This is a genomic window from Erythrobacter sp. HA7-11, from assembly GCF_055693605.1.
Genome location: NZ_JBVFUF010000002.1, coordinates 1,271,934 through 1,293,749, shown reverse-complemented (window position 1 = coordinate 1,293,749; position 21,816 = coordinate 1,271,934). Strand labels below are relative to the sequence as shown.

Sequence of the window (21,816 nt, the reverse complement as noted above, 5' to 3'; positions counted from 1 at the left end):
CGTTGAGGAATAGATATTATGGCAACTGAAATCACAGTCCCGGCTCTCGGCGAATCCGTAACCGAAGGCTCAATTGGCGAATGGCTCAAGCAGCCCGGCGATGCGGTCGCGGCGGATGAGCCGATTGCGAGCCTCGAGACCGACAAGGTCGCGGTCGATGTGCCCTCGCCCGTCGCCGGCGTGCTGACCGAGCATAAGGCAGCTGTCGGTGACACGGTTGAGGTCGGTGCAGTGATCGCAGTGATCGACGAAAGCGGAGCGGCTGCGCCTGCGCCGAAATCCGAAGCGAAGGCTGATGCGCCTGCTCCAGCTGCGAAGGCGGAGGCATCCGATGATGTGAAGGCCGCTGCACAAACGCTCTCGCCGGCTGTTCGCCGGGCAGTGCTCGAACACGGGGTCGATCCGACCACGATCAAAGGCACCGGCAAGGATGGACGCCTGACCAAGGAAGACGTGCTCGCCGCAGCTAAGGCAAAGGGCGATCCAGCACCCGCCGCTTCACCTGCCCCCGCGCCTGCTGGAGCGGCTCCAGCTGCCGGTGGCCGCAGCGAAGAACGCGTCAAGATGACGCGGATGCGCCAGACCATCGCGAAACGCCTCAAGGGCGCGCAGGAAGAAGCGGCGCTGCTCACCACCTTCAACGATTGCGACATGAGCGCGGTTATCGAAGCGCGCACCAAGTACAAAGACCTGTTCGCGAAAAAGCACGACATCCGCCTCGGCTTCATGGGCTTTTTCGCGAAGGCAGCCTGCCTCGCGCTCAAAGACGTGCCGAGTGTCAACGCATACATCCAGGGCGATGAGATCGTGTATCACGACTATGTCGACATCTCGGTCGCCGTCAGCGCGCCAAACGGCCTGGTCGTTCCGGTCGTGCGCGATTGCGACAAGAAGGGCTTTGCCCAGATAGAGAAAGACATCGCGGACTATGGCAAGCGCGCCAAGGAAGGCACGCTGACCATGGACGATATGACCGGCGGCACCTTTACCATTTCCAATGGCGGCGTGTTCGGATCGCTAATGTCGACCCCGATCATCAACCCGCCGCAATCGGCTGTGCTGGGCCTGCACCGGATTGAGGACCGCCCTGTTGCGATCAATGGCGAGGTGGTAATCAAACCAATGATGTATCTCGCGCTGTCCTATGATCACCGCCTGATTGATGGCCGTGAGGCGGTGACAGCGTTGAAAATTATCAAGGAAGCGATTGAAGATCCGACCCGGATGTTGATCGACCTTTAAGTTTTGAGGAGGGAACTACACATGAAAAAATCTATCATTCTTGCCGCCGCAATGGGTGCAACCTTGAGCGCTTGCGGCGCCGCTGAAGAACAAACCGAAGAGAGCTTTCGCGCCTCTTTCGTTGAAGAATGCGTGACCACGGCGAGCGCGACCGGCGCTCCTGTCGATGCGGTAACACCTATTTGCGAGTGCAGCGCTGACAAGGTTCTCGCCGAAGTCGGTCCTACGATGAGCGTGGACCCAGCATTGGCAGACAAAGTCACAAACGAATGCATCGCGGAAAACACTCCCGCAGTTGATCCTGCCCCTGCTGACGCGGGCTAATCCAAAAGAGACCGAAATGTCCGACCATTCCTACGATTATGATTGCCTGGTCATCGGCGCTGGCCCCGGCGGCTATGTTGCCGCAATCCGCGCCGCGCAGCTGGGCCTGAAGACCGCATGCGTAGAGAGCCGCGAAACGCTCGGCGGCACCTGCCTCAATGTCGGGTGCATCCCGTCGAAGGCTTTGTTGCACGGCTCTGAGCTGTTCGAAGAAGCCGAGGGCGGACATTTTGCGAAATGGGGTATCACGGCCAAGCCAAAGCTCGATCTTGGCGCAATGATGGCGGAGAAGACCAAGGCGGTGGGTGAGCTTACCGGTGGGATCGAGTTCCTGTTCAAGAAGAACAAGGTCACCTGGATCAAGGGACACGCGGCATTTGAAGACGCGCACACGGTGAAAGTTGGCAAAGACACGGTAACGGCGAAGGACATCATCATCGCCACCGGGTCTAGCGTCACTCCCCTACCCGGCGTCGAGGTCGACAACGACAAGAAGCGCATCGTGGATTCCACTGGCGCGCTGGAACTCGAAGAAGTGCCAGAGCATTTGGTGGTCATCGGCGGCGGCGTGATCGGCCTTGAGCTCGGCAGCGTATGGCGGCGTCTCGGTGCAAAGGTCACTGTGATCGAATTCCTCGACCAGTTGCTACCCGGAATGGACACCGACGTTCGCAAGGAAGCGGGGAAGATCTTCAAGAAGCAGGGCATGGAATTGATGCTCAGCCATAAGGTCACCGGCGCGAAGGCGAGCGCAAAAGGCGTTTCGCTGACTGTTGAGAAGGCCGCTGGCGGTGACGAGCAGACCATCAAGGCTAGCCATGTGCTCGTGTCGATCGGTCGTCGTCCCAACACCGAAGGGCTTGCGCTCGACAAAATCGGCATCGAAACCAACAAGCGCGGCCAAATCGAAGTCGATCACGATTTCCGCACCGGCGTAGAGGGTGTCTGGGCGATCGGCGATGTGGTGCCTGGCCCGATGCTCGCACACAAAGCCGAGGACGAGGGCATTGCCTGCGCGGAAAACGTCGCTGGCCTGACCGGCATCATCAACCACGATGTGATCCCGGGTGTCGTCTACACCATGCCTGAATTCGCCGATGTTGGCATGACCGAAGCGGAGGCGAAAGAAGCCGGTCACACGGTCAAAGTCGGCAAGTTCCCGATGATGGCGAACAGCCGCGCCAAGGCGAACCGCGACACCGATGGCTTTGTGAAAGTCGTCGCCGATGCCGAAACCGACCGCGTGCTGGGCGTGCACATCGTCGCGAGCCTTGCCGGCACGATGATCGCGCAGGCTGCGCAAGCCATGGAGTTCGGCGCGACGTCGGAAGACATCGCCTACACCTGCCACGCGCACCCGACTCACGCCGAAGCCCTCAAGGAAGCTGCGATGGCGGTGCAAGGCAAACCGATCCACATGTGATGACAGACGGGGCGAAGGTCTGGCTTGCGCGCCGGTTGGTCGCCTTGCTCGCCCTGCTCTTGCCCTGTCTTTCCGGCCTTGCATTTCTGGCCAGCTTCCATGCGCCGCGGAGTTACATCCTGATAAACGCTGCCGCGCTGGCAGCAGCCATTTTTTGGGTCGCCTTTGGCCGATTGCCGAGCGGGCTCAAAGCGCGCCGCGTTCTGACAGTAATCTTGTTGGCCTCGCTGGCTGCGCCTTTGGTCACCGGGCCAGTGGTGAGCGAAGTGAGTCGTTGGGTCACCATCGCTGGCTTCTCGATCCATACTGGCGGCCTCGTAATCCCGCTGCTCGCATGTCTCGCCGCCCGTGATCGCGACTTCGCCCCTCCGATTATGCTCGCGGCGCTCCTCATAACTCTGGTTCAGCCTGATGCGGCTTCTGCCTTTGCATTGATGCTCGCTTGTGTCGGACTGTATTTCGCCTGGCATGACTGGAAGCCCGGCGTGGTCGCGATTGTCGGCTTCCTTGTTGGCCTGTCCGCCAGCCTTCGTGGGGAGCTCCCCGCACAACCCTTCGTTGAGCGCATCTTTGCCGATCTCATTCCGGCGTCGCCGCTATTCGCCTCGTGGCTGGGTTTCAGCGTGATTGCCGCAATACTGCTGATCGTCAAAGCCCTGCCGCGACCGGAAAGCGAGCGTTTTGCTTTGGCCGGAACACTCGCTGGGTTCTCAATCATCGCGCTGATCACGAATTACCCAAGTGTTCTGATCGGCTATGGTGCGTCACCGATTTTGGGATACGGTCTTGCCTTGGCGGCATCGCAAAGACAGGAAAAAATGGACGCTTGACATTCGCATGTCCCGCATGTGTATTATTTAACTAATACACATGGGAGGTTTTATGTTCGTCAGTCCCCGCCGCATCGCTCTGTCCATTCTCGCTTCGGCTTCGGCAATCTCGCTCAGCGCACCGGCTCTCGCGCAAGACCCGGAACGCATGGAGCAAGTGATCGAAGCGGAGGCTGAAAGCGGCGCATTCATGGGAGCGGTACTGGTCGCGCAGGGCGATGAGGAATTGCTCAACAAGGCGTGGGGCTCAGCTGATCTCGAATGGAACGTCGCGAACACTCCGCAAACGAAATTCCGCATCGGTTCGGTGACAAAGCAGTTCACCAGCGTAGCGATCTTCTTGCTGGCAGAACAAGGCAAGCTCGATATCGACGCGCCTATCTCTACCTACCTCGAAGACACGCCTCAGGCTTGGGAAGCGATCACCGTCCGTCACCTGATGCGTCATTCTGCCGGTCTACCCAATGTCACTTCGCTTGATGGGTTTGGTCGCCTCAAATATTTGCCAACAACACAGGACGAGTTGATCGCGACTTTCCGTGATCTGCCACTAGAATTTGAACCGGGCAGCGCCTTCAAATACTCCAATTCCGGCTATGTCCTGCTCTCTCGCATCGTCGAAAAGCTCAGTGAACAAAGCCTTGGAGACTTTTACCAAAGCAATTTTTTTGAGCCGCTTGGCATGCGCGAAACCGCGCTTGATGACACCGCGAAGATCATTCCGCGGCGCGCCGATGGCTACTCACCTGCTGCGAACGGTACCGGGTGAACGCGGACTATGTCGATATGGGCATCCCGACCGGAGCCGGTGCGCTCTACTCAACCACAGCTGACCTGCACAAATGGAATACCGGACTCTTCAGCGGAGAGATAATCTCGCAAGAGAGCTTGGAAGAGTTTCTCAAACCCAGCGCCTTCGATGCGTTTGACGGTGATGGCTATGCCCATGGCGTCCTCAAGGACGTCGAGGGCGATGATATCTATTATTATCACGGCGGCGGGATCGAAGGGTTCAACGCGTGGTTGGGCTATGATCCGGCACGCAGCACGACCGTTGCCGTGCTCGCCAATCTCAACGGCGGTTCTGCGACCAAACTCGGGACGCAGATGATGGAACTTGTGCGCGGCGGCGAAGTGACATTGCCGGGCGAGAGAGAGGTGGTCGATTTGTCGTTCGAACCCGCCGACTACGAAGGTGTCTATTCCCTCGCCCCGACATTCAAGATCACCGTTTTCACTCAGGACGGCAAATTCATGGCGCAAGCGACCGGCCAAAGTGCGTTTGAGCTGTTCCCCGAAAGCGAAGACATGTTCTTCCTCAAGGTCGTCGACGCGCAGGTGCGGTTTGAACGCGATGAAAGCGGCGCAGTGAAATCGCTGACCTTGTTCCAGAATGGTGCCGAAGTACCAGGCATCAAGGAATAGGCGCTTCACACGAGAGTTGCTCGCCTCCCCGCTGTCGCCTACCACCGGTGCAATTAGGGGAGAGAAAGCGGCATGGCCTATCCGCAATTGACCGATAAACCGGGTGCGCTGGAAACGGCGGCTGCGATCCGTGCGGGCAAGCTGTCCCCGGCAGAAGCGGTCGATGCCGCGATCACCCGGATCGAGCATTTCGATGTTGAGGTCAATGCGCTCGCGGTGCCCGATTTTGAGCGGGCCTGCGACACAGCCAAAGCACTGGATGGTGTCACGCCGCGCGATGATCAGCCGCTGTTCGGCGTGCCGATGACGATCAAGGAAAGCTTCGATATCGCGGGGCTGCCGACTAGTTGGGGGCACGAACGCTATGCCCGCAACATCGCCTCGCGCGATGCAAAACTGGTCGCAAAGTTGAAGGCGGCGGGCGCTATCCTGATCGGCAAGACCAACGTTCCGCCCGATCTTACTGACTGGCAGTCGAACAACCCGGTCTATGGCCGCACGAACAATCCGCACGACCATGATCGCTCCCCCGGAGGATCGTCAGGCGGCAGCGCAGCGGCGGTCGCGAGCGGGATGGTTCCCTGCGAATTCGGCACTGACATTGGCGGATCAGTGCGTGTGCCCGCGCATTTCTGCGGGATCTGGGGGCACAAGAGCTCGTGGGGTCTCGTAAGCAAACACGGGCATGATCACCCTGCGATGACCTCACTTGGCCCCGGCCGCGATGGCCATGACGGCGCGCTGTCGATTGCAGGGCCGCTCGCGCGCAATGCCGATGATCTCGATGCGCTTATGCGGATTGGCACGCAGCATCCGCTTCGGGAAAGCCGGAAGGGTCTGAAAGATTGCCGCTTGCTCGCTCTTACTGAATTCCCCGGCAGCCCAATTGACGACAGCGTGCGGACGCCGACCGAAGCGGCGCTGACCGCACTTGAACAAGCGGGCATTGCGATCGAACGGAAAAGCGATCTGATTCCTGACTTGGCCAAGCAACAAGCCGACTATTTGCGCATGCTCAACACCGCCATGTCGCGCGGAGGACCTGCTCCGAATGGCAAGCGCGCAAGTGCCGCAGACTGGTTCAACCTGCTCGACAAGCAAGCGCGCAACGAACTCGCTTGGGAGCGTCTGTTTGAGAGCTATGATTTCGTTCTCGCCCCACCCGCACCCGTGCTTGCCGTGCCACACCAAGAGGGTTCGGTATTTGACGGGACCTTACACGTGAATGGCGAGGAGATTGGCGCGGGCGCTGGTCTGGCCTGGGCGGGACTAGCGACCTTCCCCAATCTGCCCGCGACAGTCCTACCGATTGGCGAAGGCACAGATCGCGGCGCCACACTCCCCTGCGGCATGCAGGTTATGGGCCCACGCTGGTCCGATCTTGATTGCATCCATGCGGCCAAGGCCATAGGCGAAATCCTGCACGGCTGATCCATCGGGAGGAAGACCGCAATGGCTCGCAGACACTGGATGCAGCGTTTCGCCCGCTGGCACATATGGCTTGGATGGCTAGTCGGGGTGCCGATAGTGATGTGGCTCGCCACGGGTCTCTTCATGGTCTCAAAACCGATCGAGGAGGTTCGCGGCAACCACCTGCGCGTTGCGACACCTGACCAACCCCTGATCTTGCCGGACAGCGATCTCGCCGGACCCGACAGCGCACTCAAGGAGATGCGCGCGGTCATGCAGGGTGGCCGCGCCGTCGCAATCCTCACCGGCCTAGATGGCAGCGTGACGCGGGTCGACATGGCGAGCGGTGAACCAATCGCCCCGCTCGATAGCGCGCAGGCCCGTGCCCTTGCAGCGAAGCGAATTGTTGGCGGAGACAAGGTGCGTTCGGTCACGTTCTTCGAAGCGGATAACGTGCCCTTCGATTTCCGCCGCCCAATACCCGTTTGGCAAGTAGCGCTGGACGATGGCGCGCACATTTATATCGACCGCGACACAGGAGAGATTGAAGCCGTGCGCACCAATTGGTGGCGCTGGTTCGATTTCATGTGGGGCCTCCACATCATGGACCTGTCCGAACGTGAAGACACCAGTCACCCGATCTTGATCCTGTTTGCCGCCCTCGGTCTGGTCGGCGCGTTGCTCGGCACTATCCTGATGTTCCGCCGCCGCAAAACACGCTCCCAAGCGAGCGCCGCAGCGTGAACGAGGAAATCCTCACTCCAGTGCTCGATATCCTCGATGTTGCAGGGATCGCAGTCTTTGCATTGTCAGGAGCGATTATCGCGGCAAAAGAACGTCAAACGTTTGTCACGCTCGCTTTCTTCGCATTGGTGACAGGCGTCGGCGGAGGCACCGTGCGCGACCTGTTGATCGGCGCGCCAGTGTTCTGGATCACCGATCCCTGGGTGGCAGCAATTTGCTTCACCACCGCGCTGATCGCGTGGTTCACGCCCACACGCTGGTGGGAGGGCAAGCTGCTCGATCTGGCCGACGGGGTGGGCCTTGCCGCCTATGCCGTGTTGGGTTCCGCTAAGGCGATCGCGTACGGAGTGCCTCCAGCCCCAGCGGCCCTGATGGGGATCATCACAGGTTGCGCGGGCGGGATCATCCGCGACGTGGTCGCGGGCCGTCCGTCGATCATCATGCGGCCAGAGCTGTACGTGACCGCCGCCGCATTGAGCGCAGCTTTGACGGTCGCCGGCATGCTCGTTGCCCCGCTTCTCGCTCTGCCCGATGCGGCGATCTGGGGCATAGCCTTTGTCGCTGGATTCGCACTGAGAAGCGCAGCGATACGCTGGCAGTTGGCACTGCCGATCTACCGAGCAGACGGTGATGCGGCACCGACTGCAGAGCTCCACGACAAAAAAGGGGCGGAGTGAACCCCGCCCCTCTAAAATACGATTTGAGACCGCGGATCAGCCGTCGAGATCCGCATCTACCTCATCACCGGGCAGTGGTCCGCCCGGATAGGCAGGTTGCGGTTCGGTCGCATCTGATGCTGAGCGCACCGGCTCACCCGATGATTGCGAGCGACGCGCTTCCTCGTATCGCTCATCACTCCACTGATTGTCTTCTGCGGGTTCAACTGAAGCGCCGGTGAAGGCGCCGCCGAAGTTCACATCGCTCACCCGTCCGTCATTAGAAATGCGACAGGTGAAACGCTCTCCATCATAAAGCGCGCCTTGCACGAGCCAGCCTTCACCGTTGCGATCAACGCTATCGACGCTGTCGACCCGTACATCGCGCTCAATGCGGTTTACACATTGCGAGACAGCATTCTCGAGTCCCGTGCCGCCATCATAGCGACGGTCACCGCGGCGATCTTCGCGCCGGTCATACCGGCGATCATCTCGATAGTCATAGTCACGGTCGCGATAACGGCGCTCGTTCTTGCGCGATGCAGAGTTGGCAATCGCGGCAATTCCGCCGATTATCACAGCCCCTGCGACAATATCGCCGACACCCACCCGGCGGTGGCGACGCCAGCCCCGGCGGTGTCCGCGATAACGACGATAGCGATGATGTTCGGCCACTTCGCTTTCATGCGCGAACACGTCAAACGCCGCGTCCTGCTCGAACAGCTCGCTGGTTATGCCGGTTGGCACAGCGTTGACCGGAAGCTCGGCGGCGGCTGCCGGTGCGGCGCAAATAGCGCAGGCGGCAGATAGGCCGGCCATGACGCCTAGAGTTTTCAATTGGCCCATGGGGGGCTCCTCCTGTTGCAGGCGAGCGGCCACCAATCGCTCTAATGTGGACAAGCGATAGGCGGCCCAGGCTTACATTCGCCTGAACCGCCTATGCTGGTGGTCATTGGGGCCTGTCAGACCCGATTGCGATCAAAGTCCGCGGATCTTGCGGAAGTTGACTTGAGGTCGGTTGCCGCGTTCGATGTAGCAGCTGAAGCGACCGCGATCATAACCGCGATTGCCGTAACCATAGCCGCTGCCGCGAAGTCCCTGCACTTCGATCCGTCCCTTCACGCGGTAGCCGTAGCGGGTGCGCTCAACGTCGCGGATCTGCGTGACATCGGCATAGCGATAGCCTCCGAAACGGCGCGCTTGCCGTTCGGCTGCGCGGACACAGCGTTCGACGGCGCGGCGTGGATTTCCGCGATTGTAGCGATAATCGCTGCGGTGATAATTGCCGCGATCATAACCACGGTCATAGCCATAGCGGCGGTCGCGGTGGTCATAGCGGTCTTTCTTGCCGCCAAACGCGCCAGCGACAGCGGCGATCCCGCCGATCACGAGTGCGCCTGCGATCACGTCGCCCGCATCAATCTTGTTGTCATAGTCGCGGGCTTGCGCCGGAGCAGCTGTTGCCAGGGCCATCGCGCCTGCCGCGACAGTCCCGAGCGAGCCCTTGGCCAATGTCTTGGCGAATGTGTTGGGTTGCTTAGTCATGGGGGTATCATCCTCGGGTCTTAGAGTGTCGGAGGAATTTCCGTTCACTGTGAGACCCTTTTAGATGAACAAGTCTGAGGCGATTCTGAGCGAGACTAGCAGGGAATGTTCAGGTTATAGTCGCTTTGTATGAATGAATGTAACGCGACGTATCGGTGTGTGCCGATCATTCTTCTAGTGCCGCCAATACGTCACGCGTGAACGCGGCAATATCAAAACGCGTGCCGACCATGTCCTCTCCGCGCCGGACAATGACGACGTTGCGCGAAGGCACGACGACCACATACTGCCCGCGATTGCCGCGCGCCGCGAATGCGTCGTCGGGAATGCCTTCAAAGGCGTTCCCTTCCGGGCGACGGAAGGTCCACCACCCTGCCCCGTAGCCCCAGTCTGTGCCTTCAGGCTGCGGGCCGCTTGGGTCGGAAACGTAATCGCGCCAGCCTTTGGGGAACCGCTGGTCCCGACTCCAATGGGTGCCATCGTCCAGATAAAGCTGGCCCAACTCCACGAGGTCCGCGCCGGATGCCCAGACTTGGCTGGAGAGTACAAAGTTGCCTCGCCAATCGCTTTCGATTGCAGCATCGAACATGCCGAGCCGGTCTGCGAGACGATCGACACGCTTCTCATTGATCCAGCTCTGAATGGGCTCAATCGCCATCAAGGTATCATTGTTGGCGTAGCGATATACCGTGCCAGGCTTGTGAATGAGTGGCCAATTGCGCGCTCGTTCGTCGACCGTTGTCCCACCCCAATATAGCGGATCGGTGCGGTTCCCCGGAGTGTCAGAATAACGGCCCGACGCCATACGCAGCATATGATCGATTGTGATGTCAGAGCGCGGGTCACCGTCGACTTCACCGCCCCCCGCGCTTTCATCTATACGGACCGCCCCATCCTGTACCGCCATGCCAAGGATTGTGGCTGCAATGCTCTTCGCCACAGACCAGGTGCGTTGGGGAGTATTGCGTGAATATCCTTCGGCAAAGCTTTCATGCACCATGCGTCCCCGCTGACTTATGAGAACCGCGGTCGTGCGTGTGTCTTCACCATACATGTCGCCGAATGCCGCCTCTCCCAGTGCCTGAAGTTCGGCGTTGCTGGTGTCGATGGGCAGGGAGACCACCGGCGATTGCGGCCTCATCTGATCAGTTTTGTCGCCCAGGCTATCCGGATCGGCACCGATAGGCAGAACCGTACAGCCATTTCTGCCTCGATACTCGGCCAAGCGCGGAGGCATGTCATCCGCCCATTCAACCTCGACATGTCGGACAAAGCCGGCTTTAGGCCCGACAAATTCTCTCGGCTCCCCTCGGACGACTTTATAGCGCAGTTCGCGAATGATTGGGTCAAGCGCCGGGTAAATCCCGCTGAGTTCCCATTCGTGTATGTGTTTGGCGGTACGTCCCAAACCGACACGCTCGGCATTCGCGATCGCGCTGCACAGCATCAGCGCCTTGTAGCCCGCCGCGAGCGCGCGGTTATAGCGGTCGTCCAGTCTCTCTTGTTCGGATTGAGCTGATGCGGTGGTGGCGGTGAGAGCGAGCGCCGCGCCAGCGGCTGCGAATATGAGTTTGTGCATGGCCGTGGACCCTAGCCGCGCCCGCACAAAAGAAAAGGGCCAGCGGATCGCTCCGCCAGCCCGTTTTTATATCAGCGTGCCAGGGCCGCCCCAATCGCAAAAAGACTTACGCTGCGACTTCCTCTTCGTCATATTCGTCGCTCATGACAGGGCCGCTGTCCTGACCCTTGGCATCGACATCGCGCTCGACCAGCTCAATGATTGCGAGCTGCGCGCTGTCGCTTTCGCGATAGCCAGCCTTGATGATGCGAGTGTAGCCGCCGTCGCGGTCGCTATAGCGCTCAGCTAGAACATCGAACAGCTTCTTCAGCTGGGTTTCGTCGAGCAAGCGCGATTGTGCGAGACGACGGTTCGAGAGGCCGCCGCGCTTTGCCAGCGTGATCAGCTTCTCGATGTAAGGACGCAGTTCTTTCGCTTTTGGCAAAGTGGTCTGGATCTGCTCGTGCTTGATCAGAGCCGCTGCCATGTTGCGGAACAGAGCCTTACGGTGGCCCGACTTACGGCTCAGCTTACGCTGTGAAATTCCGTGACGCATAATTCATTCCTTCGTGTTCGTTATGGGCCCGTATGAGGTAGCCCGTAGCTGGCGGCGCTTTCGAATGACTCGAGGCGCGCCGCCGAAACCTTGCTTAGCCGAGCAACTCTTGTTCGAGCTTCTTGGCCATTTCCTCGATGTTCTCTGGTGGCCAGCCTGGAATGTCCATGCCGAGGCGCAGACCCATGCTGGAGAGAACTTCCTTGATCTCATTGAGCGACTTGCGGCCAAAGTTCGGCGTGCGCAGCATCTCTGCTTCGGTCTTCTGGACCAGATCGCCGATATAGATGATGTTGTCGTTCTTGAGGCAGTTGGCCGAACGCACCGACAGTTCGAGCTCGTCGACCTTCTTGAGAAGATAACGGTTGAGCTGATTGGCGTCGTCTTCCTGAGGTGTTGCGGCCTGGCCGATCATTGCCGACTGTGGCTGCGGAATGCCGTCTTCGAAGTGGACGAACAGGGTCAGCTGGTCCTGCAGGATGCGCGCCGCATAAGCCACTGCATCTTCAGGGGTGACTGTGCCGTCGGTTTCGACGGTCAGCGAGAGCTTGTCGTAGTCAAGCTCTTGGCCAACACGTGCATTCTCAACCTTGTAGCTCACCTGGCGAACAGGCGAATACAGGCTGTCTATCGGGATCAGGCCAATCGGCGCATCAACAGGGCGGTTCTGAACTGCAGGCGAGTAGCCTTTACCCACGTCAGCGGTCAGTTCCATGTTGAGCGTCGCGCCCTCATCGAGGTGACACAGGACGAGATCCTTGTTCATCACTTCAATGTCGCCAGAAACTGCGATGTCGCCAGCCTTCACTTCAGCCGGGCCAGTTGCAGAAAGCTGCAGACGCTTGGCGCCCTCGCCTTCCATCTTGAGCGCGATTTGCTTCACGTTCAAAACGATGTCGGTCACGTCTTCGCGTACGCCGGCGAGCGACGAGAATTCGTGAAGCACGTTCTCAATCTTGATCGAGGTGATAGCCGCGCCCTGAAGCGAGGAGAGCAATACGCGACGCAGCGCGTTGCCAAGCGTAAGACCAAAGCCGCGCTCGAGCGGCTCAGCGACAAAAGTCGTCTTGCGGTTCTTATCGCCGCCTTCCTTGATTTCGAGAGCGTTGGGTTTCTTGAGTTCCTGCCAGTTCTTCGTGTTGACGGACATGGATTTCCCCTAATTCGCTATGAAGCGGTTCAAAAAGTGTGGCGGGCCTCGGCGCTTGCGAAAGTGCGTCTTGGACCGCCCTGAATGTCCGGCAAACCAGAGGGCTGCCGAACGGGAACGGAGTGTTAGACGCGCCGCCGCTTGGACGGACGCACACCATTGTGCGGGATTGGCGTGACATCACGGATCGAGGTGATGTTGAAGCCAACAGCAGCGAGACCGCGCAGCGCGCTCTCACGGCCAGAGCCTGGACCCTTAACCTCGACTTCCAGTGTACGCACACCGTGTTCGGCGGCTTTCTTGCCGGCGTCATCGGCGGCAACCTGAGCTGCATAAGGAGTAGACTTACGGCTACCCTTAAAGCCCATCATGCCGGCGCTGGACCAGCTGATCGCGTTGCCTTGCGCATCGGTGATCGTGATCATGGTGTTATTGAAGCTGGCGTTGATATGCGCAACGCCGCTGCTGATGTTTTTACGGTCGCGGCGTCTTACTTTACCGCCTGGTTCGCGTGCCATTTCTCGTATTCCTTATGTTGTAGGAAGAAGGGAAAAGCGTCTGGGCTCCCGATTGATCGGGACCAGATGCTTACTTCTTCTTGCCTGCAATCGGCTTGGCCTTACCCTTACGGGTACGGGCGTTGGTGTGCGTGCGCTGACCGCGAACGGGCAGGCCATTACGATGACGCAGACCGCGATAGGTCCGCAGGTCCATCAAACGCTTGATGTTCATCGCAGTGTCGCGGCGCAGGTCACCCTCGACCTGGTAATCGGCGTCAATCGTTTCACGAATGCGCAGAACTTCCTCATCGGTAAGGTCTTGCACGCGTGTGGTGTGATCAATGCCAAGCTTGTCGGCGATTTTCACGGCAGTCGTACGACCGATCCCGTGAATGTAAGTCAGCGCAATGATAACGCGCTTATTTGTGGGGATGTTTACCCCGGCAATACGAGCCACTTAATTCTCCATGCTCCACAGGGACTTGGACACGAAAGGCGGCCCTCACCCTATCTCAACGCTCAACATCGACGTGTTCGACGCTGCCACCGCGCAAAATCCAGGGGACCAAGCACTGAAACAACAAAAGTCCGGAATGGACAAAGCGCGTGGCTCTGTCTCGCCGGACTCGGTTCGAACATGTCGAATACTGCGCGCGCTTAAGGCGATTCTGACGCCCACGTCAACCGCTAGCCGCGCATAACTGACCGAGCGCACGATATGGTGCACTTTCTCGGTGATGCAAGGTGAATAATCCAAACTAAGGTCAAGGTCAAAACGGAGGGGCTGGCGGTATGTGGAAAGTCGCCTGTTTGGCGCGCATGTTCAGCGCGACTACATTACGCCAAAGGCCAGCATCGCATCGGCGACTTTCTTGAAGCCGGCGACATTTGCGCCTTTGACATAGTTCACATGCCCGCCATCATCCGGATCGCCCTCTGCCCCGTACTCGACGCATTTATCGTGGATGTCAGCCATCAGATCGGTCAGCATGTCGTGCAGCTTCTCATGGTTCCAGCTGATCCGTTCTGAGTTTTGGCTAATCTCAAGGCCCGACACTGCGACACCGCCAGCGTTGGCTGCTTTGCCTGGCGCGTACATTATCCCTGCATCCTGGAATATCTCCACCGCATCCAGCGTCGAGGGCATATTGGCACCCTCGACCACCGCCATAACGCCATTATCGACAAGCGCCTTTGCGCCTTCTTCCTCAAGTTCGTTCTGCGTCGCGCAGGGAAGCGCGCAGTCAGCCTCGATATGCCAAGGGCGCTTATCCTCGTGAAATTCCGCGCCGCTATATTCGTCGGCATATTCGCTGATCTCGACCACGCTGGTTCATCTTGAGGTCCTTGATCCACTCGAGCTTCTCTTCGTCGATCCCATCAGGATCATGGATAAAGCCGTCAGAGTCAGAGAGCGTCAGGACCTTGCCGCCCATCTGGATGAACTTTTCCGCAGCGTGGAGCGCGACATTGCCCGAGCCTGAAATCACCGCTGTCTTGCCTTCAATCTCCTCATCGCGGTGGCGCAGCATATTGCACAGGAAGTAGACCGCGCCGTAGCCGGTCGCTTCGGGGCGCATCTTGGAGCCGCCATATTCTTGGCCCTTGCCGGTCAGCACGCCTTCCCAGCGATTGGTAATGCGCTTGTACTGGCCAAACATGTAGCCGATCTCGCGGCTGCCCACGCCGATATCGCCCGCCGGAACGTCGACATTGGGACCGATATGACGACAAAGCTCTGTCATAAAACTCTGGCAGAACCGCATGACTTCGCTGTCGGATTTGCCGCGCGGATTGAAGTTTGAACCACCCTTTGCACCGCCCATGGGCAGGCCTGTCAGTGAGTTCTTGAAGGTTTGCTCGAAGGCCAGAAATTTGAGCACGCTCTCATTGACGGTCGGGTGAAAGCGGATGCCGCCTTTATATGGGCCGATCGCGTTATTGTTCTGTACCCGCCAACCGCGCTGCACGCGGACATTGTGATCGTCATCTTCCCAGCACACGCGAAAGGAGACAATACGGTCAGGCTCCGCGATCCGGCGCAGGATCTGCGCTTCGTGATACTCCTCCTTGTCCTCGATGAAATCGAAGATGTCCTGTGAGACTTCGCGGACGGCCTGAATGAATTCAGTCTGGCCCTCGTTGCGCTCTTTCACGCCCTCCATAAACTCGTCGAGGGTAACGTGATCGGATACTGCCATGCATCATACTCCTGCGGCGCATGGCGGATCGGTTAGTTGTCGGCCATCGCGTCTATTGCCTCTTCGACGCTTGGCTCCTCACTCGGTTCCGGATCGGCTGCACCTTCTTGGATACCATCATCCTCGTCATCGGCTCTATCGGGCTCATCGGACTCCGGACCCGACACCTGTCCCAACATCTGCGAGAGGCCCGACAATTGCTGCGTCATCACACCGTCGACGGCCTTGGAGATGTCTGCGACTTCGTAGCGCATCGAACCACCGACATTGTATTCCCACACGATCCGCGTGCCCTGGTCCACCTCGCTGATGGCGATCGTGAGAATGCCCATCACCGGCTCACTTTGCAGCGGCCCGAGCGCACCCTGCATCCGCAGAGCGCTTTCGGGATAGGCCTGGATCACGCGCATATGCTCGACGCTACCCTCGAGTGTGATCTTGTTGGGGTCAGGGTCTTCCGGGATCTTCTCGCAGAAACACCCGCCAGCCTGCGGGGTCATGGTCAGGTTGGCCGCATCGCCAGACCATGTGTGCGCGGAATTCCACCAGCGTGCGGGCGAGATCAGCGCCAGCCAAACCTCTTTGGCCGTCGCTTCAACGACAGCTTCGTCGCGCGTGACAAAGCCATTTTCGCTGGTCGAAATGACCTCAGCTGAAAGGGGTTGTGCAGCGGCAAACGCCGCTAAAGCAGCCAGAACTGCGCGCATAGTGGATCTCCTCGTCTTGGCGAGGACGTTTACGCGAAGCTGGGAAGCTGCGTAAAGGGGCGAGTGCCCCGAAAGCTGAGCTTAGGCAAGCACCGCGTCGATGGCGCCAGCCACTTCGTCGATAGCGCCCATGCCATCAACGCGGGTAACGATGCCGCGCGCTTCGTAGCCGGGAAGGATCGGCGCAGTTTTGGCGCGGTATTCTTCCATGCGGGTGCGCACAGTTTCCTCATTGTCGTCCGGGCGACGCTTGAATTCAGTCGCGCCGCAATTGTCGCACACGCCTTCCTCTGCAGGAGGATTTGCGGTGTCGTGGTAAAGCGTCCCGCATTTCGCGCATGAGAATCGCCCAGTAATTCGGGCCACCAACGCATCAACGTCGACGCCAAGCTCAATCACGTGATCAAGACTGCGACCATGCTTTTCGAGCAGACTGTCAAGAATTTCAGCCTGTACTTCGGTACGCGGGTAGCCATCAAAGATAGCGCCCTGCCCCGCTTCCATCTCAGCGAGGTTCTCATCGATTAGCGCCGAGACAATATCGTCAGAGACAAGTTCACCGCGATCCATGACTGCCTTGGCTTCGAGGCCAACTGGCGTCTGAGCCTTAACCGCCGCGCGCAGCATGTCGCCGGTCGAAAGCTGCTTCATTCCGTGGCGCTCTACCAGGCCAGCGCTTTGCGTTCCTTTGCCTGCACCCGGAGGACCAAGAAGAATGATGTTCATCGCAGCAGATACCCCTGAGTTACGGCTGAGAGCGCAAGGCTTAGCGCTTGCGGCCTTTCAATTTCGCTTTCTTGATAAGGTCGCCATATTGATGGGCCAAGAGATGCGATTGCACCTGGCTGATCGTATCCACGGTCACGTTCACGACGATCAGCAGGCTGGTACCGCCAAGGAAAAGCGGCAGACCCGTTTGCCGGATCACATATTCGGGCAGCACGCAGACCACGGCGAGATAGATCGCTCCGACCACCGTGATGCGCGTCAGCACGTATTCGAGATAGTCAGCGGTGCGCTTGCCCGGACGGATGCCGGGGATGAAGCCGCCATTCTTCTTGAGGTTCTCCGCCGTCTCTTCCGGGTTGAACACAACCGCAGTGTAGAAGAAACAGAAGAAGATGATGCCAACCGCGTAGAGCGTGAGGTAAATCCACTGACCGGGCTGCAGGTAGAAGTTCAGCTGCTGCAGGAACCCTCCGGTCGCGCTATCAACGTCGCCCGGCGCACCGGCAAACTGCGTGATCGTCAGCGGCAGAAGCAGAAGCGAGCTTGCAAAGATCGGCGGAATAACACCGGCGGTGTTGAGCTTCAGCGGGAGGTGCGAACGATCCGCCTGCATCACGCCGCGCTGTGTTGCGCGCTTGGGGTACTGGATCAGAAGCCGGCGCTGGGCGCGCTCGACGAAAGAGATCACCACTATCAGGATCACGACCATGATCATAAACCCGATGATGAGGCCCGGTGCGATCGAACCAGTGCGGCCACCTTCGAACAGGTTGGACACGAAGGTCGGGAACTGTGCGACGATACCCGCCATAATGATCAGCGAGACGCCATTGCCAATGCCGCGTGAGGTGATCTGCTCACCCAGCCACAGCAGGAACATGGTGCCGCCGACAAGGCTGATCACCGCGCCAACGCGGAACATATAACCGGGGTTGACGACCGCTTGCAGACCGCTTTGCGCGCCGAAACTTTCGAGACCAGCGGCAAGGAACCACCCTTGAATGGCGCACAGGAACACCGTGCCATATCGCGTATATTGGTTGAGCTTCTGCCGGCCCGTCGCGCCCTCTTTCTTGAGCGCTGCCAGCGTCGGGTGAAGGGCCGCAGCCATCTGCACCACAATCGAAGCGGTAATATAAGGCATCACGCCGAGCGCGATGAGGCTCATCCGCTCAAGGCTGCCGCCCGAAAATGTGTTGAACAGGTCGAGAATTCCGCCACGAGTCTGGTCGTACAGCGTCTCAAGGATCAGTGGATTGACCCCTGGCAGCGGAACAAAGCTCAAGAAGCGGAAGATAATCAAAGCCCCGATCGTGAACCAGATGCGCTGGCGCAGCTCGGTGGCTTTGGAAAAATTCGCGAGACTCATATTGCTCGCAATGCTGTCGGCGCGTGATGCCATGTCTAAATATCGATCCTAGCGTCTGACTTGTCAGCCTTTCTTCAGGCTGGCCGACCCCCGCCGGCTGAAAGTCGTGAACTCAGGCAGGTTAGATAGGGAGCGAGAGGCCGAATGTCGAACCCCTCGCCCACTATTTACCGAATTATTCAGCTTTCGCCTTGGCCTTGGCGCCTTTTTCAGCCTTCTTCTTGGAAGGCTTGGACGATGGCTTCTTCACCTCGACCACTTCGACGCTGCCACCGGCTTTCTCGACCGCTTCGATCGCACCCTTGGATGCGCCAGCGACGACGAACTTGACCTTGGCTTTAAGCTCACCCTTGCCGAGCAGACGGACACCGTCTTTGCCGCCGCGGATCAGGCCTGCTTCACGCAGGGCTGCTTCGTCGACAGTCTTCTTCCCGTCCAGTGACTTGGCGTCGATGAACTTCTGGACCATGCCGATGTTCACCTCGGCGAAATCCTTGCCGAATGGGTTGTTGAAGCCGCGCTTTGGCAGGCGCATGTGAAGCGGCATCTGACCGCCTTCGAAGCCCTTGATCGCAACACCGGAACGGCTCTTTTGACCCTTTTGGCCACGAGCAGCGGTCTTGCCTTTGCCAGAACCGATACCACGGCCCTTGCGCATGCGTCCTTTACGGGCGCCTTCATTGTCACGGATGTCGTTGAGTTTCATAGTTTGCACTCGCTTTCGCTTTTGTTCGCGCTGAAAGAATGAGGCCCCGCATGATGCGAGGCCCCGAATATGGTTTAGTCGATCACTTCGACCAGATGCGGGATCTTGGCAACCGCGCCGCGCACCTCTGGGGTGTCCTGACGCTCCACGATCTTGTGCATCTTGTTAAGGCCCAGACCGATCAGGATCTTACGCTGACTTTCTGGACGACGGATCGGCGAACCGATCTGCTTGATCTTGATGGTTTTTTTAGCAGCCATTGATCTTACTCCGCGATTGCTGCGGCGTCGGCTTCAGCCTCCACCTTGTCAGCGCCGCCACGACCCAAAAGATCGGCGATTTTCTTACCACGACGCTGGGCAACCGACTTCGGCGAAGTCTGATTGACGAGCGCGTCGAAGGTGGCGCGGATCATGTTGTAAGGGTTCGACGTGCCGACCGACTTGGTCACAACATCGGCAACGCCGAGGCTTTCAAACACAGCACGCATCGGACCACCGGCGATGATACCGGTACCCGGAGGCGCCGTACGAACGGTGACCTTGCCTGCGCCGAAACGGCCCTTGGCATCGTGATGAAGCGTGCGGCCCTCTTTCAGAGCGACGCGGATCATCTTCTTGCGAGCAGCAGCGGTTGCCTTGGTGATGGCTTCTGGCACTTCGCGCGCCTTGCCCTTGCCAAAGCCAACCCGGCCCTGACCGTCACCAACGACGACGAGTGCGGCAAAGCCGAAGCGCTTACCACCCTTAACCGTCTTCGAAACGCGGTTGATATGAACCAGCTTCTCGATGATGCCGTCATCTTCTTCTTCGCGCTTGCCGCGACGATTGTCACGACCACCACGGCCACGTCCGCCGCCACGATTGTCGCGGCCACCGCCGCGTCCACCGCGACCTTGCTTTGGCGCTTCTGCAGGAGCAGCTTCAGCCGGAGCAGGCGCTTCGGCAGGCTTGTCTGCATCACCGTCAGCTGCCGACTGATTTTCAGCAGCTTCCGAAGGCGTCTCAGCGACAGCAGGCGTTTCTGCTTCTACTTTGGCTTCTTCCGCCGGAGCAGCAGTCTCTTCGACCTTGGCTTCTTCGTACCGGTGCTTCAGTTTTCTTGTCATCAGCCATAATCAGAACTCCAGCCCGCCTTCGCGAGCGGCATCGGCCAGCGCTTTGACGCGGCCATGAAACAGGAACCCGCCGCGATCGAACACGACAGTGGTCACGCCAGCCTTCTTCGCCGCAGCGGCAATCTCTTTGCCAACTTGCGAAGCGGCATCGACATTCGCGCCAGACTTCTTCGCACCGAGGGTCGAAGCAGCTGCGACCGTGCGGCCTTCAGCGTCGTCGATGATCTGAGCGTAGATGTGACGACCGGTGCGGTGCACAGACAGACGCGGCTTGCCAGCGGCACGGGTGCGAAGCGCAGTCCGGACCCGGCGACGGCGACGTTCAAACAGAGAAAGTTTAGCCATCTTACTTCTTCTTCCCTTCCTTGCGGAAGACATATTCGCCGCGATACTTGATACCCTTGCCCTTGTAAGGCTCAGGCTTCCGCCAGCGGCGGATTTCAGCGGCAAGCTGACCAACGGCCTGCTTGTCAATGCCGGAAATCTCGACCGTGGTCTGGTCGGGCGTCTTAACTTCGATACCTTCAGGCACGTCGATATTCACATCGTGGCTGAAACCAAGCTCAAGCTTCAAGGTCTTGCCCTGAGCCTTCGCACGGTAGCCAACGCCGGAAATCTCGAGCGTCTTGCTGAAGCCTTCGGTGACACCTTCAACCAGGTTTGAAACCAGCGTGCGCTGCATGCCCCAGTAAGAGCGTGCTTGCTTGCTGTCATTCGCCGGATTGACCTGAATCTCGTCGCCCTCGACCTTGTAGTCGATGAGGTCGGACAGACCCATGGTGAGAGTGCCCTTCGGACCCTTCACGCTCAGTGTGCCATTGTCGATGCTGGCGGTAACCCCACTGGGGATCGCGACAGCTTTCTTGCCAATGCGGCTCATCAGAACACCTCCGCGAGCACTTCACCGCCGACGTTTTCGTTGCGGGCTTCGGCATCCGAAAGCACACCGCGAGGGGTCGAAACGATGGTGATGCCGAGGCCGTTGCGTACAGTCGGAAGCTCTTGGCTCCCCGAATAGACGCGGCGGCCAGGCTTGGAGACGCGTGCGACATATTTGATCGCAGGCTCGCCTTCGAAATACTTCAATTCAATCCGCAGTTGCGGGTGCTTGCCCGAGGCATCATCGGAATAGCCACGGATGTAGCCTTCGCGCTGAAGCACTTCGAGAACATTCGCACGCAACTTGGAAGCCGGCGAAAGGACGCTGTCCTTTTTCGCCTGCTGGCCGTTGCGGATACGGGTGAGCATATCACCCAATGGATCAGTCATAGCCATCTGTCAGATCCTCACCAGCTCGACTTCGTAAGGCCTGGGATCAGACCTTTGTTGCCGAGATTGCGCAGTTCGATACGGTTGATACCGAATTTGCGGTAATAGCCGCGTGGGCGGCCGGTGGTGGCGCAGCGATTGCGGACCCGGGTCGGGTTCGCGTTGCGCGGGATTTCAGCCATCTTCAGGCGCGCGATCAGACGTTCGCTTTCATCAAGCGACTTGTCGTCCGCAATTGCCTTTAGCTTGGCATACTTGTCTGCGTACTTCTTAACGAGCTTCTTGCGACGCTCGTTTTTGTTAATCGAACTCAGTTTCGCCATTGGACTTAAGCTCTCTTCTCTACTCGTTGCGA

The 21,816-nt window shown here is 59.0% G+C and carries 26 protein-coding genes and 1 pseudogene; 9 read left to right on the top strand and 18 right to left on the bottom strand.

The window, feature by feature from the left end:
• Positions 1-18: 18 nt before the first annotated feature.
• The 9 genes from odhB to ACZ1GU_RS06710 all read left to right on the top strand — a co-directional run bounded on the left by odhB (position 19) and on the right by ACZ1GU_RS06710 (position 8,075).
• Positions 19-1,242, top strand: a complete 1,224-nt coding sequence (gene odhB, locus ACZ1GU_RS06750) for a 2-oxoglutarate dehydrogenase complex dihydrolipoyllysine-residue succinyltransferase (RefSeq protein ID WP_472647282.1) — start codon at positions 19-21, stop codon at positions 1,240-1,242.
• A gap of 21 nt (positions 1,243-1,263) precedes the next feature.
• Complete coding sequence (locus ACZ1GU_RS06745) at positions 1,264-1,566, top strand: hypothetical protein (RefSeq protein WP_472647281.1); 303 nt, start codon at positions 1,264-1,266, stop codon at positions 1,564-1,566.
• A 16-nt stretch (positions 1,567-1,582) separates the two neighbouring features.
• Positions 1,583-2,989: a dihydrolipoyl dehydrogenase gene (gene lpdA / locus ACZ1GU_RS06740; RefSeq protein WP_472647280.1), complete on the top strand. Its 1,407-nt coding sequence runs from the start codon at positions 1,583-1,585 to the stop codon at positions 2,987-2,989.
• Positions 2,989-3,819 (top strand): hypothetical protein, encoded by an 831-nt coding sequence (locus ACZ1GU_RS06735; protein WP_472647279.1) that lies wholly within the window; start codon positions 2,989-2,991, stop codon positions 3,817-3,819. The genes lpdA and ACZ1GU_RS06735 overlap by 1 nt, the downstream gene beginning before the upstream one ends.
• A 52-nt stretch (positions 3,820-3,871) precedes the next feature.
• Positions 3,872-4,588 (top strand): serine hydrolase domain-containing protein, encoded by a 717-nt coding sequence (locus tag ACZ1GU_RS06730; RefSeq protein WP_472647278.1) that lies wholly within the window; start codon positions 3,872-3,874, stop codon positions 4,586-4,588.
• A complete protein-coding gene (locus tag ACZ1GU_RS06725; RefSeq protein WP_472647277.1) occupies positions 4,585-5,244 on the top strand; it encodes a DUF3471 domain-containing protein in 660 nt (219 codons plus the stop codon). Before ACZ1GU_RS06730 ends, ACZ1GU_RS06725 begins: the two co-directional genes overlap by 4 nt.
• Positions 5,245-5,316: 72 nt before the next feature.
• Positions 5,317-6,675, top strand: coding sequence for an amidase family protein (locus ACZ1GU_RS06720; RefSeq protein ID WP_472647276.1), 1,359 nt, complete (start codon positions 5,317-5,319; stop codon positions 6,673-6,675).
• Positions 6,676-6,696: 21 nt separating this feature from the next.
• On the top strand, positions 6,697-7,398 hold the full coding sequence (locus ACZ1GU_RS06715; RefSeq protein WP_472647275.1) for a PepSY domain-containing protein: 702 nt from the start codon (positions 6,697-6,699) through the stop codon (positions 7,396-7,398).
• Positions 7,395-8,075, top strand: a complete 681-nt coding sequence (locus ACZ1GU_RS06710) for a trimeric intracellular cation channel family protein (RefSeq protein WP_472647274.1) — start codon at positions 7,395-7,397, stop codon at positions 8,073-8,075. Before ACZ1GU_RS06715 ends, ACZ1GU_RS06710 begins: the two co-directional genes overlap by 4 nt.
• Positions 8,076-8,111: 36 nt before the next feature.
• Here the strand turns inward: ACZ1GU_RS06710 and ACZ1GU_RS06705 are convergent, their stop codons facing one another.
• From ACZ1GU_RS06705 to rpsN, 18 genes and pseudogenes are all read right to left on the bottom strand, one after another.
• Positions 8,112-8,900 (bottom strand): hypothetical protein, encoded by a 789-nt coding sequence (locus tag ACZ1GU_RS06705; protein ID WP_472647273.1) that lies wholly within the window; start codon positions 8,898-8,900, stop codon positions 8,112-8,114.
• A gap of 132 nt (positions 8,901-9,032) precedes the next feature.
• Positions 9,033-9,599: a hypothetical protein gene (locus ACZ1GU_RS06700; protein ID WP_472647272.1), complete on the bottom strand. Its 567-nt coding sequence runs from the start codon at positions 9,597-9,599 to the stop codon at positions 9,033-9,035.
• 166 nt (positions 9,600-9,765) lie between these two features.
• Positions 9,766-11,178, bottom strand: a complete 1,413-nt coding sequence (locus ACZ1GU_RS06695; RefSeq protein ID WP_472647271.1) for a serine hydrolase domain-containing protein — start codon at positions 11,176-11,178, stop codon at positions 9,766-9,768.
• 106 nt (positions 11,179-11,284) lie between these two features.
• Complete coding sequence (rplQ, locus tag ACZ1GU_RS06690; RefSeq protein WP_472647270.1) at positions 11,285-11,713, bottom strand: 50S ribosomal protein L17; 429 nt, start codon at positions 11,711-11,713, stop codon at positions 11,285-11,287.
• A gap of 94 nt (positions 11,714-11,807) precedes the next feature.
• Positions 11,808-12,863, bottom strand: a complete 1,056-nt coding sequence (locus ACZ1GU_RS06685) for a DNA-directed RNA polymerase subunit alpha (RefSeq protein ID WP_472647269.1) — start codon at positions 12,861-12,863, stop codon at positions 11,808-11,810.
• A 125-nt stretch (positions 12,864-12,988) separates the two neighbouring features.
• Entirely contained in the window at positions 12,989-13,381 is a 393-nt protein-coding gene (gene rpsK, locus ACZ1GU_RS06680; protein ID WP_298467369.1) for a 30S ribosomal protein S11, read from the bottom strand.
• Between the two features lie 70 nt (positions 13,382-13,451).
• Positions 13,452-13,820 (bottom strand): 30S ribosomal protein S13, encoded by a 369-nt coding sequence (rpsM, locus tag ACZ1GU_RS06675; protein ID WP_472647268.1) that lies wholly within the window; start codon positions 13,818-13,820, stop codon positions 13,452-13,454.
• Between the two features lie 375 nt (positions 13,821-14,195).
• Positions 14,196-15,564: pseudogene (gdhA, locus tag ACZ1GU_RS06670) on the bottom strand (NADP-specific glutamate dehydrogenase).
• Between the two features lie 32 nt (positions 15,565-15,596).
• Positions 15,597-16,271, bottom strand: coding sequence for an SRPBCC family protein (locus ACZ1GU_RS06665; RefSeq protein ID WP_472647267.1), 675 nt, complete (start codon positions 16,269-16,271; stop codon positions 15,597-15,599).
• Between the two features lie 81 nt (positions 16,272-16,352).
• On the bottom strand, positions 16,353-16,997 hold the full coding sequence (locus tag ACZ1GU_RS06660; protein ID WP_472647266.1) for an adenylate kinase: 645 nt from the start codon (positions 16,995-16,997) through the stop codon (positions 16,353-16,355).
• Between the two features lie 40 nt (positions 16,998-17,037).
• Positions 17,038-18,402, bottom strand: a complete 1,365-nt coding sequence (gene secY / locus ACZ1GU_RS06655) for a preprotein translocase subunit SecY (protein ID WP_472647265.1) — start codon at positions 18,400-18,402, stop codon at positions 17,038-17,040.
• A 142-nt stretch (positions 18,403-18,544) separates the two neighbouring features.
• Positions 18,545-19,075: a 50S ribosomal protein L15 gene (rplO, locus tag ACZ1GU_RS06650; RefSeq protein WP_472647264.1), complete on the bottom strand. Its 531-nt coding sequence runs from the start codon at positions 19,073-19,075 to the stop codon at positions 18,545-18,547.
• 74 nt (positions 19,076-19,149) lie between these two features.
• Positions 19,150-19,335, bottom strand: coding sequence for a 50S ribosomal protein L30 (rpmD, locus tag ACZ1GU_RS06645; RefSeq protein WP_472647263.1), 186 nt, complete (start codon positions 19,333-19,335; stop codon positions 19,150-19,152).
• A 5-nt stretch (positions 19,336-19,340) separates the two neighbouring features.
• The gene (rpsE, locus tag ACZ1GU_RS06640) at positions 19,341-20,183 is read right to left on the bottom strand and encodes a 30S ribosomal protein S5 (RefSeq protein ID WP_472647262.1); all 843 of its coding nucleotides are present in this window, start codon (positions 20,181-20,183) and stop codon (positions 19,341-19,343) included.
• A 9-nt stretch (positions 20,184-20,192) separates the two neighbouring features.
• Entirely contained in the window at positions 20,193-20,537 is a 345-nt protein-coding gene (rplR, locus tag ACZ1GU_RS06635; protein ID WP_472647261.1) for a 50S ribosomal protein L18, read from the bottom strand.
• A gap of 1 nt (position 20,538) precedes the next feature.
• Complete coding sequence (rplF, locus tag ACZ1GU_RS06630) at positions 20,539-21,072, bottom strand: 50S ribosomal protein L6 (RefSeq protein ID WP_472647260.1); 534 nt, start codon at positions 21,070-21,072, stop codon at positions 20,539-20,541.
• Entirely contained in the window at positions 21,072-21,467 is a 396-nt protein-coding gene (gene rpsH, locus ACZ1GU_RS06625) for a 30S ribosomal protein S8 (protein WP_472647259.1), read from the bottom strand. Before rpsH ends, rplF begins: the two co-directional genes overlap by 1 nt.
• 11 nt (positions 21,468-21,478) lie before the next feature.
• The gene (rpsN, locus tag ACZ1GU_RS06620) at positions 21,479-21,784 is read right to left on the bottom strand and encodes a 30S ribosomal protein S14 (RefSeq protein ID WP_472647258.1); all 306 of its coding nucleotides are present in this window, start codon (positions 21,782-21,784) and stop codon (positions 21,479-21,481) included.
• Positions 21,785-21,816: the final 32 nt, after the last annotated feature.